Raw genomic sequence first — 19754 nt, 5'->3', positions numbered from 1 at the left:
ATTTCAGCCCACGATCAGCGGCGTGCCGATCGACAGGCGGTTCGGATCGTGCGCGACCGACGGATTGAGCTGCAGGATCTCGTTCAGCGCGCGCGCATCCTGTTCGCCGCGCGTCATCGTCTGCTGATCGGCGCGCGACACATGCGCGGCATCGAGCAGCGACTGACGATGCTGGTCGGCGATGACCCACAGCGAATCGCCTTCGACGACGATGTAGGGCTGCGCGCTGGACGTGCTTGGCGTGCTCGATGTGCCCGACGACGGGGCAGTCGGCGTTGCCGGTGTCGCCGGCGCCGCGTGCACGTGCGTGCCTGACGGCGGCCCCGCCGGCGGGCCGGGCGGTTTCGTCGAGCCCGTCGGCGGCGTCGATTTGCCGCTGCCGCTGCCGCCGAACGCCGTATAGAGCCAGTTGCCGACGTAGATGCCGATTGGCGCGAGCAGCAGGATCGTCGGCATCTTGCCGGTGACGCGCTTCGTCAGGTTCGGGAAATGCGTGTCGGTGCGTGCGAGCGCGAGCAGCGTCGCGGAGCTCAAGGACGAAATCGCCATCGGCAGGTTCGCGTGAATCGTCGGCGCCGAGCCGACGAACGGCCCGATGTAGCCGCCCGCGATGCTCGCGAGGTCGGAGGCGGTGTCGATGAAGCGCACGACGCGGCTGCGCCGCTCGATGCTCAGGTGCGTGAACGCGCTCGCCTGAACGAGCCCCGTGTAGGTGAGGCCGAGCAGCGCGCCGGCGGTGCCGAGGAACGGCACCAGCGAAGGATCCTGGAGCAGCGTATGCAGCGACAGCTCGCCGAGGCTCGCGTAGCCGGCGATCGCCGCCGTGCGGCCGACCTTGCCGAGGAAGCGGCGCGGATTGCCGTGATGGAGCTGCTGGATCGACGTGCCGGCCAGCACCCCCTGCATCTGCTGGACCATGTCGTTCGCGATCAGCTTCGTATATTCGACCGTCTTGTCGGCGGGCAGCGACTGCCTGCGATGCAGTTCGAGCTGCAGGTTGATCTTCGCGCGGCCTTCGTCCGCCAGCCGGATCAGCGACGCGCGACGCTGGTCCTCGTGCATCCGGTGCGCCGACAACTGGTTGTTGAGGCCGCTCATGAAGCGGTCGATCACATGGTTGAAGAGCCGCGGATCGCCGCTTTGCAGCGCGCGCAGCGTGTCCTGATGCAACGCCTGGACGAGGCGGCCGGTCCGCACGCCGACGAACGTCGTATTGGCCGCCTGCTTGTAGTTCGTCGGCGTGAGGCCGATGTGATGGACGGCGACGCCGGCGCCGATGCCGACCATCCCGGACAGCACGTTCTTCCAGTTGAGCAGCGACCACGAGCGCTCCACCTGCTGCAGGCGCAGCGCATTCAGTTCGGCGTAGGCGGCGAGCGGATCGTCCGCCGCGACGTGCGCGACCGCCTGCGCGCTGACGAGCCGGCTGTCGCTGACGGGCAGCGAGTCGTCGACGATCAGTGCCGGTTGCCGGACGATCTCGCGCCACGGCGCGAGCGGCGCCGGGCCGCTCTGGCCGGGCCGCAGCGTCGTGTCCTGGCCGGGTGCGCGAAGCCGCGCGCCGACGCTCGCCAGCCAGGTCTCGGTGAACTTGCGTCCCGGCGCGTCCGCCTTCGGTGCGGATTGCCGGTTTGCCGCCCAGGCCCGGGTCGCGAACGTCGACGTCGCGTAACGCGCGCGATTCAGCAGCCGCGTCGTGTTGCCTTCGTAGATCCCCTGCCGCAAGGCCGCGATCGCGTCGGGCGGCAGGCCCCTGGCGCGGCCGATCCGCTCGATTTCGGCCAGCAGCATCTGGTGCTGGTCCGCCAGCGTGGCGCGGTCGACGCGCTCGAACACGCGCGTCAGCGCATCCGAGCCGTGCAACCGCTCGAGCGTGCTTTCGACCGGTTTCGCGCCGGCCCGCGCGGCGGCTTCCGCCTGCGCGCGGTCGACGAGCATCGTGGCCAGCGCGGTCGTCAGTTCCTGATTCGCGATGAAGTCGGCGCCGTGCGTGGCGTACGACAGGCCGACATGCACCCATTTCAGCGTCGGCCGGTCGAGCAGCGAGTTGACGAGCGCCAGATGACCAGCGCCCGGCACCGGCTCCGGCACGGCATCCCAACCGTGAAACGTCACCATCACGTGCGGCGCGGGGGCGCCCGGGTGCGCGTCGGCCCACGATTCGAGCAGCTCGCCGAGGCGTGCGTGATGGTGATAGCCATCGTTGGTGCCGGCCAGATGCCGGTTGTCCTCCGACGACACGAGCGCGCGTGCGGGCGCCATTTCGAGGCGCAGCAGGAAACCTGCCTGCGATGCCGCGTCGAGCCACCGATGCAGATTCGCCTCGGTCAGGTCGTCGAGATGCATGACGGCGCCGTTTTCGCCGGTGATCGTGCCTTCCCAGTAGTCGATCTTCGCGGTCTTCTGGTTGCCGATCGATTTCACGTCGCCGACGAATTCCGGGTCGTGCTTCGCGCCGCGCGTGGCGTTGAGCGTGTGCGGATCGATCGGGATTGTCACGACCGGCATCACGCCGCCGTTGCGCACAATCTGCCGGACGAACGGCGCCGGATCGTCGGACAGCCGGTGCGCGCGGCTCATCGGCACCATGCGGTGCTGCAATGCCTCGCTGGTCCCGAGGAACGCGCGCCGCAGCGCGCGATCGGTGGCCGCGGCCGTGCTCAGGCCACGCTGCGCGCGCTTCCAGAACGGCACCGGCGCATAGCGTGCGCCGCCGCCGGACCAGTCGCGCGCCACGTACAGCGGCATGCCGGTGCCGCGCCACGCGGCTGCGTCGGCCATCATCGCCGGCGGCGGCGCATCGGGCGGCGTGTCGATCAGCTCGAGCGACGCAAGGCGCGGGTCGCGTTCCCGCTTCGCGAGCGCGTCGATCCGTTCGAGGTGCGCAAACAGGCCGGACACGTTGCCGTCGCCATACAGGCGCTTCCATTCGACGAGCGTCGCGCTGACGAGCGACGGCTGGTAAGGCCTGATCCTGAGCTTCGGGTTGGCGGGCACGGGCTGGCCAAGACGCTTGGCAGCGTCCTTCTCGGTCTTGATCTGCTTCTTCAGCGCGCTGCGCGCGCGGCGCGCGTCACGCGCCTGCTGGCTCGCCCACGTGCGCAGCGACGCGAACGTGCCGGGCGACTTGTCCCGTTCGATCGCTTCGAGGTGCGCGAGGCGCCGCGTCAGCGCCGCGAGCCGTGTGCCGCGCGCATGCGCGGCCAGTTCGGCGGGCGTCAGTTCGGTCAGCAGCAGATGCACGTTGGCGCCGTATGGGCCGTCGCCGATCGGCGACGACTCGAGCGGCACGCCCGGCGCGGACGGGGTGTGCGGGTCGTGCCACGTCAGCTTGCCGTTCGCGTCGGGCACCAGCATGCCCTCGGGCGCGTCGAGCCGGTCGGTCAGCGGCTCCGCGGTGTCGTAGACGTAGATGTGATGCTTGCCCGCCTCGAGGCCGCCGAATTCGGCGACGCTGAGCAGGTGCACGGCGTTGTGGCCGCTGAAATCGAGTGCAGCGTCCTTGCCGGCGGGCAACACGTTCTTCTCGAACAGCCGCGTAGCGGGATCGGCCGCGCGCGTGCCGCCGGCGGGGAGGGCGGCGCCGGTGCGCCCGCGTCCGAGCACCGCGGCGGCGCGGTTGCGTGTCAGCAAGGCGACGCGGCGCGGCGCGTTCAGCGTTCTCGTGAGCCCCAGATGGCCGAGATAGCGCAGGCCCGGCCGCGGCAGCTTGTCGGGCTTGCCGGCTTTCGGCGGCTTGACCGGATCGAAGCGGTTGCCGATCCGTTCGAGCGTCGACGGGGCGATGCTGCTGACCGCGAACGTCATGCCGCGCGCTCGCGCGCGCGTGAGCGGCACGCCGTGCGATTTGCCGTGCGGCCGCACGCGCACTTGCGCACGTCGCGGGTACGCGCCGGCCAGGGGCCGTTGCGCGACACGGGTATGCGCCAGGGGCGCGTTCTCCTGGTATTGCCAGACGCCATGGCTGCTGTCGTAGCGTGCGTGGCCGCGAATCTCGCCGCTTGCCTGGTCGACCGCGTAGATCGTGTCGGACTCGGCGGCCGCCGCGATCGCCTTGTGCGCGCTGCGGTAGTGCTTCGTATTGTCCAGCGCGACGATCGCGGCGACGTAGCGGTGGGTCACGCGGCCGGGCTGCGTGAACGTCACCGGCTTGCCGTCGCGCACGGGCTCGATCTTCGCGACCCCGCCGAGCGACCGCAGTTCGTTGAGCGACACCGGCGACGCATGGAACGCGAAGGCCTGGCGGGCGGCCGCGGCCTGCGCCGGATCGGCCGCGTCCAGCGCGGTGTCCAGCGCGGCCCCGAGCCATTCCCGTTCGTCCTGCGTCAGCGTGTTGCCGACGAATTTCGGCGGCTTGATCGCGCCGTTCGCATCGATGCGCGCGGACGCGACGAATTCGGGCGGCGCGTCGGGCGTCACCGGGCTGGCGCGCGCAATCAGCAGTTCGGTATCGACGCCGGTTTGCCGCACGAGTGCGCGCAGCGACGGCGCATGCGTGCCGTCGACGCGTCTGAGGGTGCGCATGCCGCGTTCGTCGAGCCACGCGCGCGCGCGCGTCATTTCCGCGCTGTCGATCGCGTAGCGGCCGCGCCGTGCGCCGCCGCGCGCCGGTGCCGCGAGCTTCGCCGGCGCCGGCCGGCCGGCGAATTCGGCGCGCGCCTGCTCGGCGTACAGCGTGCGATAGGTCGGCTTGCCGGGCAGCGACGTGCGCATGTCGCCGAACGTATCGGCGAGCGCATCGAGCGCTGCCTCGTCGCCGCTCGCGAACGCGTGCTCCGCCGCGCGGGCGAGCGCGTCCGGAAGTTGCGCGTGCGCGGCGATGTCGGGGCCGCCCGCCGCCAGGATTTCGTCGCGCACGCGACACGCGTTGAGTTGCGCACGCGCTTCCGCGAGCAGCAGGCTCCTCACATACGCTTCGGGGCTGCTGCGGTCGATGCCGAGGGTGTCCGTCGAGATGTCGACGCTGTGCTGCGCCTCGTGCGCGAGCGCGAACACCAGCGTGCCGGCGCGACGCGTGTTGCCGTCGAGGACGATCACGCGCCGCGCCGCGTCCACGTATTGGCCGCCGCCGGGGGCGCCGAGCTTCACCTTCCACCCGTCGCACCGCGCGAGCCGCATCTGTGCCCGCAGCGTCGGCGAACGCGCGGCCAGCGCGTGTGCGTGCAGCTTCAGCACGATGCCGCGGAAGGTCGTGACGACGCGCCCGATCGCGCCGGGCCGCGGCGCATACGCGCCGGCTTCGACGAACGCCGGATGCGCGAGCCGGATACGGCCGGTCGCGATCCCGTCGTGGATCTTCGCGGCGACTTCGTCGATTCGCCCGAGTACGCTGCCGTCCGGGTCGGCGCCGGGCCGGAGGTGGCCGGGATCGTGCAGCATCACGTCGCCGTTGCGGCCGAACAGCACCTGGAAGTCGTACAGCAGATGGTGCGTCTGCGTGACGCGGCGGATCCGCTCGAGGTCGGCCAGACCCGTGCCCGACACCACGCTCGGCAGCCCGATGTCGAGCTCCACGTCGACGCTGCTGAGCTGCGCGGACGGCTTCAGCACGACCGCGACGCGGTTTCCGACGGTGAACGGCCCGTCGGTGCTGCTGGTCGGTAACTCGTAGACGTCGCGCAGCATCGCGAGCCCGCTCTGTTCGAGATCGACCGCCGCATGGGCGTCGGCGACGCCGTCGGCCGAGTCGTCGCGGTACACGCCGATCGCTTGCCCGGCGCCGCCGTCGAACACGGTCTTGTCCGCTCCCGAGCCCAGCACCGGCCCGAGGAAATCCGCCGGATCGGCGCGCCTGGCGGGATCGCCGCCGAGATGGAGGTGGCCGTGCACGGGGTCGACCGACAGCTCGCCGAGCGACGGCTGGCGATACGCGGCCGGCACGTAGCGGTTCATTCCGGCCAGGTCGGTCAACGCGCCCGCCGCGCCGACCGCGTCCGGATGCGCGGTGTAGATCGCGCGCTGCCACAGGTTCGTGAGCTGCGCGGCCGCGCCATCGTTCGCATGCCGCGCCGACAGGATCGTCGTATAGCCCGGGTCGGACGGCGGTGGATTGAGCAGCGTGAACGTGTGCGGATCGACGGGCTGCCCGTCGGGGCCGAGCAGCGTGCCGTCGGGCAGCGTCTCGGCGGGCACGATCGCGAGACGCGTGACCGGATCGATCAGGGTGCGGCCGTCGCGCAGGAACGACAGCGTGTCGAGCGGCGGCGGACCGCCGGCGCCGAACGGCGACGCGTCGTGCGCCGCGTTGGTCTGCGACCACGCCGCACGCTGCGCCTGGATCTCGCGCATCGTGTGCGGCCCGTCGTTCGCGTCGCCGCGCGTGGCGCGTGTTTCCGGCGCCGGCATCGCGCGCATGCCGCGTGCCTTCGCACGCGCGTGCGCGTCGCCGTAGAACGTCGTGTACGTCTTGCCGCCGGTGCCCGACACAGCCGCATCGGCGAACGCATCGGCGAGCCGCGCGACGGCGACGGCGGGATCGGTCGACGGTTGCCACGCGTCGGCTTCGCGCTGCAGCGCATCGGGCAACCGCACCGTCGCGGCGATGTCGATGCCGCTCGTCAGCTTGATTTCGTAGCGTGCCTCGAATGCGTTGATCTGCGCGCGTGCCTCGGCTTCGAAGGCCGTCCGCGAGAAACGGCCGCGGTCGCTGTAGTCGAGCCCGAGCGTACCTTCGATCGCCTCGACCGCATGCTTGGTCTCGTGCGCAAGCACGTACGTCATCGATTCGGGGTCGGCCAGCGCGCCGTCGATCGTCACGCGCCTGTGCTTCGTATCGATCCGGCTGCCGCCGCCGCGCTTGCCGACGCGCACGCGCCAGCCGTTGGCGTCGAGCATGCGCAATTGCGCCGCGAGCGTGTCCGACTGCAGCGCGAGCGTGGTGACGGCGTCGGGCAGCGGCACGCCGCCGACGCGCATCCGCACGCGCATGATCGGCGACGGCTTCTGCACGAACGCGTCGGGCGGCAGCGCTCCGTCACGTTGCGCGAGCGTGGTGCCGGTTTCATTCGACTGGAGCCAGCGTAGGACGCCGCGCTCGATTTCCGCGAGCCGCGACAGCGACATCTGGTGCGATCCGTAGTCGTCGCGGCGAATCCGTCCGGGGTCGCTGACCAGGAAGTCGCCCGAGCGCGTGAAGATGCCCTGCAGGTCGAAGCCGATGCCGGACTGGTGGAGCACATCGTGCAGCCGCAGGATGTTCTGGATTCCCGCGCGCGAGATGTAGGACGGCAGGGCGCCTGTCGCGAACGCGTCGCTGTGGAACACGCCGAGCGGGTGGACCAGCGCGGAGACGATGCCGCCCAGCGAGCGAAACGGACCGTGCAGCTGCACGGTGCGTATGCCCAGCGCTTCGAGTTCCTGAAGCGCCTGACGTTCGGCGTTCACGAGCTGCTCGTCGGCCGCGCGCCGTGCGTCGAGCGATTCGGGCGCCTCCCGCGGCGCCAACGGCGTGGGGCCGTGATCGACCGTGACGAGCGCCGCGTCGTCGCCGAGCGCGAACGCGGTCTTGCGCGCGCCCGCGCCAAGCAGTGCGCCGACGTTGTGCTCGACGTCGATCCGCGTGCCCGGATCGCCGGCGAGATGGACGCCCTCGGCGTCGGCCGCGAGTTCGCCGAGGGCGTGCGGCGCCGCGGGCGCCGGGTCGAAGCGGTGGAACACGCGCGTGTCGAGCACGGCCGCGTCGTCGCCGACGGCACGCTCGGGCGGCGCGTAGACGGCGCGCTGCAACACGTTCGCGAGCCGCGCGGCGGTTTCATTGCCGCCGTGCTTCGCGGACAGCACGATCGTGTCGGCGTCCTTGACCAGCCTCCACGGCGCCTGGGCGAGCGTGTATTCGTGCACATTGGCCGGCTCGCCGTCGACGAGCAGCGTGCCGTCCGGCAGCGTGTCCGCGTGCAGCACGAGGAGGTTGCGATCCGGCAATCGCGCCGTGTGCCCGTCGCGGTGCGCGTGCAGGTCGGCCGCGTCGGGTACCGGGCGGCCGTCGCCGAACGGCGACGCGAGCACCGCATGCGCGTGGCTCCACGCGGTGCGCGCGTCGAGGTGTTGCCTGCCGTCCGGCGCGTCGCCGGCGGCGTGCATGCGCGGCGCGGGCATGCGGCGCGGAATGCCGCCGCGGCGCTTCTGGTGCGCCCATACGTCGTCGTAGAACGCGCTGAAGGTCTGCCCGTCACGCCCGGACACCGGCGCATCGGCGAACAGGTCGGCGAGCCGCCCGACCGTTCCCGTGTAATCGCCCGACGTGCGCTGCCAGTCGACGCCCTCGCGCGCGATCCCTTCGGGCAGATGCGCGTGTTCGGCGATGTCGACGCCGCTCGAGAGGGCGATCTCGTAGCGCGCCTCGAACGCGTTGATCTGCGCGCGCGCCTCCGCTTCGAGGGCCTTGCGCGTGAAGCGGCCGCGATCGCCGTAGTCGGGCTTCAGCACGCCGTGCATCGCTTCCACCGCTTGTCGCGCCTCGCCGGCGAGCGTGTACGTGATGCTGCCGGGATCCTTGAGCGCGCCGTCGATCGTCATGCGGCGCCTGCGCGGATCGATGTAGCTGCCGCCGCCTCGCTTGCCGACCTTCACGCGCCAGCCGGCGTCGTGGAGCATGCGCAGTTGCGTCACGAGGGTCGCCGACTGCATCGCAAGCGCCTGCACGGCCTCGGGGAGCGGCGCACCGCCGAAACGGAACTGCACCTGCGTGAACCGGCCGGGGTGATCCGGCGCGGCCGCTTCGGGCGGCGCGGCTTCCGTCAATTCCGGGTGCGCCGCCGCGAGATCGGTATCGGTCAGCGCCGCGGCGTCGCTCGTCGTTGCGGATCGCGGCTTTGCGCCGTCCGCGCGCGCGGCGGGCGCCGCGCGGGATTCGTCCGGCGCCGTCCCGTCGCGGGCAGGCGCACGCTGCGCCGCATCGGTGCGTTCCGGGCGGATCAGCACGAGCACCCGGTTCGGCGGGCTGAACCTGCCGTCGAGCGCGTTCACCGGTTGACGCGTCGCGGCGGGTTGCGGCACCGTAGGCTCGTTCGGGCCGCGCCTGCCGGCGAGCACGATCACCGTATCGTCGCCTGGGTTGCGTGGCGAACTCGCGTGCGGCGTTTCGTCGGCGGCCACATGGCCGGCAGCCGCCCCGGTGTCCGGCGCGGGGTCGAAGCGGAGCACGCGCGCATCGGGGCGCAACTGGCCATCGGTGCCGAACGCATCGGGCGCGGCCGCATAAATGGCCTTCTGCCAGCGGTTCGCGAGTTCGGGCGCGAGTAGCCCGTCGTGTTCGCCCGCGACGACGATGACGGGTTCGTCGAGGTCCTGCGGACGGACACCGCCGACAGCGGGGGCGTCCGCTTCGGCGCCGTCGCGGACGATGTACACCGTGCGGTCGCCGATCTTCATCGGTTCCGCGCGCGGCCCGCGCGGTACCGCGATGCCGGCCGGGTCGGACGTCGCCGGACGGGTGGCGGGCGCCTCGTCGGCGAGATCGACGACCCGGACGTCGACGCGCGGTCGCGCGGCCCCGGGCGTCTCGCGATTGCCGGCGCCGGCCGGCGTATCGGTGTCGAGCGGACGATATCGCATCGCGTGCGCGTCGGCGCTGCGGCGGTTGCTGCCTGCATTCGTTGCGTGATCGGCATCGCTTTCGTCGCGCTGCTCGTCGATGCGTGCGCGTTCCTCGCTCGTGCGCCGCGTGCTGCGCGCGTCGGTCGCGGCGCTCGCCGTGTCGTCCTGCGTCGTCGTCTGCGCGAGGCTGCGTGCCGTCTGTTCGCCGCCGTTCTCGGCGGTGTACGCGTCGCGCGCCTGCTGCAACGCGCTGTCGAGCAGATCGAGCCGCGTTCTCGCCGCGATCTTCGGCGTCGTGCTCATCCGGCCGCCCGGGCCGAACGACAGGCTTTCACCCGTGTCGGTCAGCGAGTCGATGCGCGTGCCGTTGGTCCAGTTCTTGTCGGAAACCGAAGCGAGCGACAGTTTTCCGTCCGCGCCGAGCACGACGGATTCGCCCGTCGGCAACGCCTTGCGCGACGCGTTGTCGAGCATGCGGATCGGCTTGCCGTCATAGGTCAGCACGTTGTCGCCGACCATCAGCGTGCCGTCGTGCGACACCGTCACGCGCTCGCCGTCGAAGGTCGCGCGATTGCGGCCGGCCGCAAGCGACGCGTCGCCGCCGTTGTTCAGCAGTTGCCGGATCGTCTGGCCGTCGATCGTCACCGCCTTGCCGTCCGTCGTGCGCGCGACGATGCCGGTGCGATTGACGACGCCCGTGACCGCGCGCGCCTTGAGCCCGCCCGCGGCGATCAACGCGACGTTCGTGAGGCCGCCGACGAGCGCCTTGTTGCCCGCGTCGGCATTGCCGCTGAGGTAGTCGGCCCCGGCCTCGAAGAACGACTCGGTCGCACCGGCCACGCCGGTCCCGACCGCGAAGACCTTCGTGGCGCCGCGGAGGAACGACGTCACTTTCGGCATGCGCGTCAGCCCCGTGACGCCGCGCATGAACAGCTTGCTGCCGACGAGCTTCGAGGCCCCCGCCGCGCCCATCGGTATCAGGTTGATGAAATCCGAGCGCGCCCCCGCGTCGCTCAACGGGTTGAAGCTGCGGCCATGGTCTGCACGGTTCGCGAGGTCGAGCGCCGAACTCGTCATCGTCGCGGCGATCGACGTATACGCCATGCCGGTGCCGATGACGTTCAGCGTCGCGCCGAGCGGCAGGCCGAGCACCGTCGCGTCGAGCACGCCGCCGATGCCTTCGAGCACCATCCCGCCGATCAGCATCCCGAGATTGAGCTTGGTGCCCGTCAACGTGTTGAGGAAACTGTCGAAGCCGCTGTCGTGGTGCGCCGCGCGCGACACGATCTGCAGCGTGCCGTCCGCGTTGTGGCCGGTCGCGATGTCGACCGTGCCGTCCGACGACAGTTCGTTGTTGTCGATGTAGTCGTTGATGTCGTGGTACGTGCTGGCCGTCTCGTCCACGAACTGCGTGACGCCTTTGGTGTCCTTGACTTCGAAGAGCGCGGTCGTCTGCATGCCGACGTCTTTCGCGGCATACACGATCGGCCGCACGTTGATCTGCGTGCCGGCGCCGCCACCGATCTTCAGCAGCGTGTTGCGCACGCCGTCGATCGCCGACAGCTTGTCCTTGTTGGTGAAGTGCGTCTGCGGGTCGTTGGCGACCGACGTGGTCGACGAAGGATCGCCGCCGACGTCCGGCGACATGCCGAGCGCGACACCGATCAGGTTGCGCTGCTGCGTGTCGCTCAGCTTGCCGAAATCGATCGTCGCGCCATTGCCGGTGTTCGCGCTCGCAACGTCGAGCAGCGTGTTCGACATGTCGCTGTGATGCGCCGAATAGAAGTCGCGCGCTGCCTTCTGGTAGTCCTTGTACGCGTCCGAGTGATCGTCCGTCACGTAGCGCAGACGCTCGTCGAGGCCCGCGTCGAACTGGTCCATCAGCACCTGACGATGCGCCAGTTCGCCCATCAACTGCAGCCGCTGCACCGTGTTGTCCGCGTTCTGCGCGTCCTGCTTCGCCTGGTCGAGCTCGCGCTGGTGCGGGTTCGGCAGCGGCGGCGAAAAGGCCGGCAGGATGTCGCCGTCGGCCACTTGCCGGAAGCGCGGCGGTGCCGGATGCGACGCCTGCCAGTCGTCGTATTTCTGCTGGACGTTCGTCAGCGAGTCGTGCTTCTGCGATTGCAGGTCGCGCGCCTGGGCGAGCGCCGCGTTCGTGGCGCGCTCGTTGACCGAATCGGACAGGCGATCGTCGGCCGCGCGGATCGCGCCCGCGACGACGCGCAGGCGTTGCGCATCGGCCAGCGTCGGGCCGGCGTCCGCCGTGCCGCTCGCCGTCGCATCGCTTTGCGCGGGCTGGAGCGGGCTCGTCACGAACGGCGACGTGCCGAGCGACGGCGTGTCGCCGTTCGGTGTGCCGCCCGCAAGCGGATTCGCCGCCGGGTTCGCCGCCGAAAACGGCGATGCGAACAGCGGCGCCGCGCCGGGCAGGTTCGCCGTGCTGTTCGCGGCCGTGCTCCACGGCGGCGCAAACAGCGGCGACGCATTCAGCCAGTTCGGCTGCACGCGGCACATGGTGGGCGGCTTCGCCGTCGCCTTCACCGTCGCCTCGATCTGCGCGGCCTGGTCGTCGTACTGCTGCGCGAGCGATCCGCCATACGCGACGACGAACGCATCGTGCGCGATGCTTGCCTGCTGCTTCGCCAATTGCAGTTGCGTGTACGGGTCGCCCGGATCGTCGTCGATCCTCGCATGCTTGCCGCGGAAGTTCGCCTGCAGCGTGTCGGCCTGCTGTTGCGTGGACAACATCTGCAGATAGCTGCTGCTCGTGCCTGCGGCGGTCTGCGCGCGATCGAGCGCGGTCTTGTCCTTCTCGATCGCGCCGGGCGCGACGACCGTCGGGCCTTCCTTGCCGTGGTCCGCGTCCGATTGCTGCTGCGCCTGCACGAGCGTCACGTTGTCGTTTGCCGCCGAGAGCGCGGCATTGGCGTAGTTCGCGTCCTTCGCGGCGGTCGTGACGGCCTGCTGCGCGGCGTCCATGGACGCCGGTGCATCCGGCAGCGACACCGCCAGGTTCAGCGGCGCGAGCGCGTCGTTCAGCTTCCCGACGCCGGCGTCGACGGCCGCCTTGTAGTCGGGATCGGCGAGGTATGACTGAAACTGCGTATAGGCGAGATTCGAGTTCGCGATATCCGCGTAGTATTTCGCCTCGCCCGCGGCGGCATGTGCGTCGGCGGTCTGCCAGTCGTCGTACGCGCGGATCTGGACAGGGGTCTTGCAGTCGCTCGCCTGCGGCGCCCAGTTCTTGTCGTTCGGATCGTGCGGGGAGTCGGGGAACAGCGCCTGCAGCGCGGCGAGCTTCTGGTCGGCGAGATTGCGCGCGTCCCCCGGATTCGTGATTTCGCCCGTATCCGACTGCACCATGCCGGCGGGCATGTCGTTCGTCGCCTGTTCGCCGTACAGGATCATGTAGCCCGCGTCGGTGGTGACGTTCAGGTTGCGCTGCGCATCGTCGGCGGCGGCACGCGCCTTCGCGTAGCTGGCCTGGGCGGCATTGCGTTCGTCGGGGGTCGACTCGGGGTCGCGGTTGGCGAGGTGCAGCACGTTCTGCGCGCCCTGCAGCGATTGCGACGCGGTGTCGTATTGCGTCTGCGCGTCCTGGATCGCCTTCTGCACCGCCCGCGTCTTGTCGTTCTCGACCGTGATGTCGGGCGGCGGCGGCCTGTATTGCGCGGCCATGCTCTGGATCAGCGACGTCGCGGATGCGATTTCCGGGTTGGTCGGCTTCGACGGGTCGGTGAACGGCGTGGCCGTCACGGGAATCGGCGGCGCCACGGTCGGGTTGGCCGGGCCGGTCGACGAATCGTCCTTTTGCGGCGGGGGAGGCGGCGCGACGACCGGGTCCAGCGTGTCGGACAGGAAGCGTTGCCAGTTGACGCCCAGTCCCATTCCGTCGATCGACAGCATGCTCGTCTCCCTTACGCGCGCGATGCGCGTCCCGCACGGCGCCACGTGCGCCACGATGCGATCCGACGAGTGTAGGGATACGAATTGCGGCCGGCTCCTCGCCGTTTCGTAGCGCGGCGTGCCGGCCGCCGCGCGCGGCCACGGTGCGCTACGAGACGCGCGCGGCCCCGCGTCGGCGGCGTGCCCGGGGCCGCGCGGCCGATGTTCCCGCCCCGGAAAACGGGCCGCGCGCCGTCACTGGTCGAGGCACCGCACGCACAGCCGCTTCGCCTGGCTCGCCGACAATCCGCGACACATCATCACGACCGGTCGCGCATGGCACGACGGCGCGCCGGCGGAGGCCGCGGGCGACGCGAGCCTGCGCGCGCGCTCCGGCGGTGTGGTCGCGGCCGCGTCCATGCGCCGTTGTCGCGCGGGCGGCGGCATGTCGCGCACCACCGGAATCGGTTCGACGCCGCCTTCGCGCGCGTTGCGCTGCGCGCTCGCGACGACGCGGCTCACATAGCCGCTCGAGAACCCGGTCGTGAAGTTGCCGCTGTAGTAGCACGACAGCGCCGCGCGCAGCGCGGCCTGCGCGGGGCGGCCGGTGTTCGACGAGCGCGCGAAGCATTCGGTCAGGATCGCGCCGCCCGCCCGCAGGTTGCGGCACGGTTCGAACATCGTCGTGTCGTCGAGGCCGTATTTCGCGAAGTTTCGTTCGTTGACCTGAGCGAGGCCGACGCTGTAGCTGAAGCCGCGCGCGGCCAGCTCGCTTGCGGTCGCGCGTGCTTCGTCGAGCGACGCGGGCTGGCGCGTCAGGTGGCCGCCGACCACGCCGATCGCATACGGATTGAAGCCGGATTCGGTGCGCACGAGCGCGGCGAGCGTGTCGGGATCGACGTTCGGCGCGCAGGCGCGCGCGAGCTGCGCGAAGCCCGCGGCGCTGCCCGCCGCGTGCGCGCCGCGCGGCTGCATGCCCGCGCATGCGAGCGTCAGCGCGAGCATCGCGCACAGGCTCGCGACGACGCCGCGCGGGCCGCGCGCGCTCATCCCGCCCCCGCCACGCGATACGACAGCACGAGCCCGTGCACGAGCAGCGACCAGCCGTCGAGCGCGACGAACAGCAGCAGCTTGAACGGCACCGAGATCGTCGTGGGCGAGATCATCTGCATGCCTAACGCGAGCAGGATGTTCGCGACCAGCAGGTCGACGACGATGAACACGATGTAGATCACGAAACCGATCTGGAATGCCTTCGTCAGCTCGGCGAGCGTGAAGCTCGGCACCAGCACGAGCAGGTCGTCGTCCTTGATGCCGTCCGCGCGGTTCTTCGGCCAGACCGACGTCGCGGTGCGCACGAAGAATTCGCGGTCGCGCTGCCGCGTGTGCGACACCAGGAAATCCTTGACCGGCGGCAGCGCGGCATCGGCGAGCGCGCCGATGTCGGCGGTCGACAATTGTCCCGATGCGTCGAAGTGGCGGGCTTGCAGCGCGTCGCGGATCGACATCCCGACCGGCGCCATGATGAACAGCGACAGGATCAGCGCGATGCCGTTGAGCACGAGGTTCGGCGGCACCTGCTGGATCCCGAGCGCGGAGCGCAGCAGGCCGAGCACGACCACGAGCTTCGTGTAGCTCGTCACCATCAGCGCCGCGAACGGCGCGATGCCGAGCGCGGCGATCACCGCGATCAGCGCGACCGGATTCGGCAGGCTGCCCATCGTTCAGCGCTCGCGCGGCGCGGGCTGCGTCAGCGTGACGACGCGCACGCCGAGCTTCTGGCCGACCGCGATCAGATGGCCGGTGCCGATCAGCATCCCGTTCGCGACGAGATGGATCACGCTCTGGTTGATGCCTTGCTGCAGTTCGATCACCGCGCCGGGCTGCAGCGTGCCGAGTTCGCCGAGCGGGATCGACGTGGGCGGCAATTCGAAGCGCAGGTCGACCGCGAGGCCGTCGAGCGAGCGCGGCGCATCGTCGGGCGACGCGTCGTGCGCGCTCGCGGTGGCGGGCGGGGTGTCGGTGCGGGTCGGTTCCAAAGGCATCTCCCTGATTCGTTCGACGGTCAGCCGGGTCCCCGACGGCCGTCCGGTGATCTCCCACGCCGGCGCGGCCGGCACCCGCGCCACGCACAGCAGGTTCTGCTCGTGCGCGCGCCAGCGCTCGATCGCGATGATGTCGCCGCTGACGACGTCGGCCAGCTCGGCCGTCGTCAGCTCGGTCCGGCCGATCTCGAATACCAGCGGCACCGGCAGGCTTGCATACGCGGCGCGCGTGTCGGGCCGCGCGGCCGTCGGCGCCGCGAAGAACACCGCGAGCGCGTCCGGCGCATCGAACAGCAGCGCGCCGTGGCAGCGCCATGCGCCGTCGGCGCGACGCAGTTCGAAGCGCAGCGCGGCCGGCGCGGTGCGCCATGCGGGCACGCTCGCCGGCGGCGGCAGCAGTTCCACGCGCTGCCGTGTCGCGGCCTGCAGCACCGCTACGAGCGGTGCGGCGAGGTCGGCGAGCAGCGCCGCGCGGATCACGGCCGGCACGGCCGGGTCGGCCGCGTCGCCGAGCCATGCGCTTTCCGCGACCGGATCGATCCACAGCGTGCCGGCGGCCGGGCCGATGACGAAGCGGTACGCGTGCGCGTCGGCGGCCGGTTCGGCGTCGACGCGCCAGCGCACCTCGTACGCGTGTTCGCCGAGCGTGACCGGGACCGCGCCCGTGGCGCCATACGCATGCGACAGCCCGCGCGCGGCGGCGGCGGACAGGCGCGGCAGCCACGGCGACGCGTCGAGCGCGACCGCGGCCGGCGGGGGCGGGATGGCGGGCGCCGCGGCGGGCGGGGTGGCAGCGGCGGGCGAGGCCCGGTTCGCGGCGTCGCCGGCGTCGGCATTCGTCAGGGACAGCGCAGGCACGGCGGGATCGGGGCGGATTCGGCGTTGGTTCGACGGGTTGTTGTGGCCGGCGGCGCAGGGGGCGCGCGGCTGCTGCGTCGATTGTAGGGACGGTGCTGGCCGCGTGCCGCGCCGGAATCCGTAGTCGCGCGCATCCGCCGGCCGCGCGGGCGGCGGCGAGCTACGAAGCCTGTTGCGCGGCGGCGTGGCCGCGTGCGGCGCGTCGCGCGCACAAAGGCAACCGCCGCCCGGAGGCGGCGGTCGTGGCGCGGCGGGGCACGTGTGCCGGGCCGCGCGGCGCCGCACGGCGGACGTGCGGCGCGGTGGGGAGTCTTGCCGGCGCGCCGCGCAGTGGCGGCGCGCGGGTGAGCCGTGACGCGTTACGCGTAGTCGGCAGCCAGCGCCTGCTGCGGCGCGGCGCGCAGGATCGGCGCCGCGTCGTGGCGCTCGACGTGCGTCATGGCCGCGCCGAACAGCACCAGCCGATAGCCGACCGCATAAATCGGGATGATCCGCAGGTTCTTGTCGTGATCGAGTTGCAGCTTCGAACGGATGCGCGAGATGTGGGTGTCGAGCGTGCGCGACGACACGCCGAGCTCGCGGCCCCAGACCGCTTCCTGGATCGCTTGCCGCGGCACGATCTTGTTCATGTTGTCGAGCAGGAATTCGACGACGTCGAATTCACGCGGCGTGACGTCGACGACTTTGTTGTCGATTTCGATCGTGCGGCGCACGAAGTTGATTTTTATATTGTCGATGTACAGGTATTTGCAATCCATGTTGGCCCTCGCATGTCCGTAAAGGAGTGTTTGCGGGTCATGTACCGCAACTTCCGGGCCAGGGATGGTCCGTCAGGCGTCGACGGGAGGCGGGGGCGGGGCTGGCGGCGCGCCGGCCTTGAATCTAAAAGAATTTTTAACGCGGGAGGCGCGGCGCGCTTCGGAAGGGTCGGAGCAACATTGAAGGATTGTTACGTAGCATCCGGGGGAACGTTACGGGCGTTACGGGCGGTGTTACGTGGGGCGGGCGATTTCCGCCGATCGTGCAGGGTTTCGAGCGGACGGCGAACCCGACATCGAACCCAACATCGAACCCTCCCGAATAGGACGGATTGCGGAGTCAAATCAATAGGTTGGTGCGGTTTTTTGCCGACTTCGAACCCTACATCGGAGCCTACCGCACGCTGGGGAAAAAACGGCCGCGCGGCACTTCTGCCGCGCGGCCGGCATTTCGCCGCCCCGTCAAGCCTTCGCCGTATCGCCCGAATCGAACGGCAGCACGTAATGCCGCTTGCCGGTCGCCGCGAAGATCGCGTTGGCGACCGCCGGGCCCACCGGCGCGACGCCCGGCTCGCCGACGCCGGTCGGCGCCTCGGCCGACGGCACGATATGCACCTCGACCTTCGGCATCTCCGCCATCCGCAGCACGTGATAGCCGTCGAAGTTGCGCTGCTCGACCTGGCCGTCCTTCAGCGTGATCGCGCTGTGGAGCGCCGCGCCGAGCCCGAAGCCGATGCCGCCTTCCATCTGCGCGGCGACGATGTCGGGGTTGATCGCGATCCCGCAGTCGACCGCACACACCACGCGGTCGACCTTCACCTTGCCGTCGGCGTCGACCGACACTTCCGCGACCTGCGCGACATAGCTCTTGAACGCCTCGGCCACCGCGATCCCGCGCCCGCGGCCCTTCGGCAGCGGCTTCGCCGGATCCCAGCCGGCCTTCTGCGCGGCCAGCTCGAGCACCGCGCGCATCCGCGGCTCCTTCGCGAGCAGGTCGCGGCGGAACAGGTACGGATCCTTGCCGGCCGCGTGCGCGGCTTCGTCGATGAACGCCTCGACCGCATAGGCCGTGTGCGAGCTGCCGACCACGCGCCACCACAGCACGGGCAGGCCGACCTGGGTGGTCGTGAGTTCGACCGATACGTTCGGCACCGCGTACGGCAGGTTCGCCGCGCCCTCGACCGATGTCGCGTCGATCCCGTTCTTGACCATGAACGCCTCGAACGGCGTGCCGGCGAGGATCGACTGGCCGACGATCCGGTGGCGCCAGCCGACCAGCTTGCCGTCCGCGGTCAGCCCCGCGTCGAGCTTGTGGAAGTACATCGGGCGATAGAAGCCGCCCTGGATGTCGTCCTCGCGCGTCCACTGCAGCTTGACCGGCTTGCCGTCCGCGCCGAGCGCCTTCGCGATCGACACGGCCTCGACCACGTAGTCCGACCACGCGTTCGCGCGCCGGCCGAAGCTGCCGCCCGCGTACAGCGTGTGGATCCGAACCTGCTCGGGCTTCAGGCCCGCGACCCGGGCGGCGTTGCCCTGGTCGACCGTCTGGAACTGGTCGCCGGCCCAGATCTCGCAGCCGTTCGCGGTCAGCTTGACGACCGCGTCGAGCGGCTCCATCGGCGCGTGCGCGAGATACGGGAATTCGTACGTCGCGCTGACCTTGCGCGCGGCACCCGCGATCGCCGCGTCGGCATCGCCGTCCTTGCGCGCCGACGCGCCGGGTTTCGCCGCGAGCTGCCGGTACTCGCGCATGATCTCCGCCGACCCGCGCTTCTCGGCGTTCGTTTCGTCCCAGTCGATCTTCAGCGCGTCGCGGCCCTGTTTCGCGGCCCAGAAGCCGGTCGCGACGACCGCGACGCCGCCCGGCACCTGCACGACCGACACCACGCCCGGCACGGCCTTCGCGGCCGTCGCGTCGAACGACTTGACCGTCGCGCCGAAGCGCGGCGGGCGCTGCAGCAGCGCGACGCGCATGCCGGGGAAGGTCGTGTCGAGCGTGAAATGCGCGGTGCCGTTCGACTTGGCCGACCCGTCCACGCGCGGAATGCGATGGCCGATCAGCTTGAAGTCGGCCGGCTGCTTCAGCGTGACCTTGTCGGGCACCGGCAGTTTCGACGCGTCGGCGACCAGCGTGCCGTAGGCGGCCGTCTTGCCGCTCTTCGCGTGCGTGACGACGCCGTTGGCGGTGGTCAGCTCGCCGGCCGGCACCTTCCAGCGCGCCGCCGCGGCCGACACGAGCATCGCGCGGGCCTTGCCGCCCGCTTCGCGCAGTTGCTGCCACGAGTTCGACATGGCCGAGCTGCCGCCCGTGCCCTGCATCGTGCCGAACGCGAGGTTCGCGTAGCGTTTCGCGTCGGCCGGCGCGCTTTCGACGCGTACGCTCGACCAGTCGGCGTCGAGCTCCTCGGCGACGATCGTCGCGATGCCCGTGTACGCGCCCTGGCCCATTTCCACGTGTTTCGCGATGACGGTGACCGCGCCGTCGGGCGTGATGCGCAGGAATGCGTTCGGCGCGAAGTCGGCGGCGCGGGCCGTCGCGGCGAGCGCGCGGCGGCCGAGGCCGGCCCATTCGAAACCGATCGTCAGGCTGACGGCGGCCGCGGCGCCCGCGGCCTTCAGAAACGTGCGGCGCGACGGCCGCACCGAATCGCGATTGTCGAGTTCGATCGTCATG

The 19754-nt window shown here is 70.9% G+C and carries 6 protein-coding genes; all 6 read right to left on the bottom strand.

The window, feature by feature from the left end; all coding sequences use genetic code 11:
* Window positions 1-3: 3 nt before the first annotated feature.
* Entirely contained in the window at window positions 4-13440 is a 13437-nt protein-coding gene (locus WS49_RS09020; protein WP_059526739.1) for an LWXIA domain-containing protein, read from the bottom strand.
* A gap of 234 nt (window positions 13441-13674) precedes the next feature.
* Entirely contained in the window at window positions 13675-14469 is a 795-nt protein-coding gene (locus WS49_RS09015) for a lytic transglycosylase domain-containing protein (protein WP_059526737.1), read from the bottom strand.
* On the bottom strand, window positions 14466-15140 hold the full coding sequence (gene sctR, locus WS49_RS09010; RefSeq protein ID WP_044847619.1) for a type III secretion system export apparatus subunit SctR: 675 nt from the start codon (window positions 15138-15140) through the stop codon (window positions 14466-14468). Before sctR ends, WS49_RS09015 begins: the two co-directional genes overlap by 4 nt.
* Before the next feature lie 3 nt (window positions 15141-15143).
* Window positions 15144-16322, bottom strand: a complete 1179-nt coding sequence (gene sctQ / locus WS49_RS09005; protein ID WP_059526734.1) for a type III secretion system cytoplasmic ring protein SctQ — start codon at window positions 16320-16322, stop codon at window positions 15144-15146.
* Between the two features lie 359 nt (window positions 16323-16681).
* Window positions 16682-17080 (bottom strand): winged helix-turn-helix domain-containing protein, encoded by a 399-nt coding sequence (locus WS49_RS09000; protein WP_059526731.1) that lies wholly within the window; start codon window positions 17078-17080, stop codon window positions 16682-16684.
* Between the two features lie 462 nt (window positions 17081-17542).
* Entirely contained in the window at window positions 17543-19753 is a 2211-nt protein-coding gene (locus WS49_RS08995) for a xanthine dehydrogenase family protein molybdopterin-binding subunit (RefSeq protein ID WP_059526728.1), read from the bottom strand.
* Window position 19754: the final 1 nt, after the last annotated feature.

It is taken from the genome of Burkholderia sp. RF7-non_BP4 (genome assembly GCF_001521935.1).
GTDB lineage: Bacteria > Pseudomonadota > Gammaproteobacteria > Burkholderiales > Burkholderiaceae > Burkholderia > Burkholderia diffusa.
Note: the sequence above shows the minus strand (reverse complement) of the source record. Positions and strands in the feature narration are given on the sequence as shown.

Excerpts from the sequence above, each read along its gene's own strand:
- WS49_RS09020 (WP_059526739.1), bottom strand. The coding sequence starts at position 13,440 with ATGCTGTCGATCGACGGAATGGGACTGGGCGTCAACTGGCAACGCTTC.
- WS49_RS09000 (WP_059526731.1), bottom strand. The coding sequence starts at position 17,080 with ATGGATTGCAAATACCTGTACATCGACAATATAAAAATCAACTTCGTG.
- WS49_RS09015 (WP_059526737.1), bottom strand. The coding sequence starts at position 14,469 with ATGAGCGCGCGCGGCCCGCGCGGCGTCGTCGCGAGCCTGTGCGCGATG.
- sctR (WP_044847619.1), bottom strand. The coding sequence starts at position 15,140 with ATGGGCAGCCTGCCGAATCCGGTCGCGCTGATCGCGGTGATCGCCGCG.
- WS49_RS08995 (WP_059526728.1), bottom strand. The coding sequence starts at position 19,753 with ATGACGATCGAACTCGACAATCGCGATTCGGTGCGGCCGTCGCGCCGC.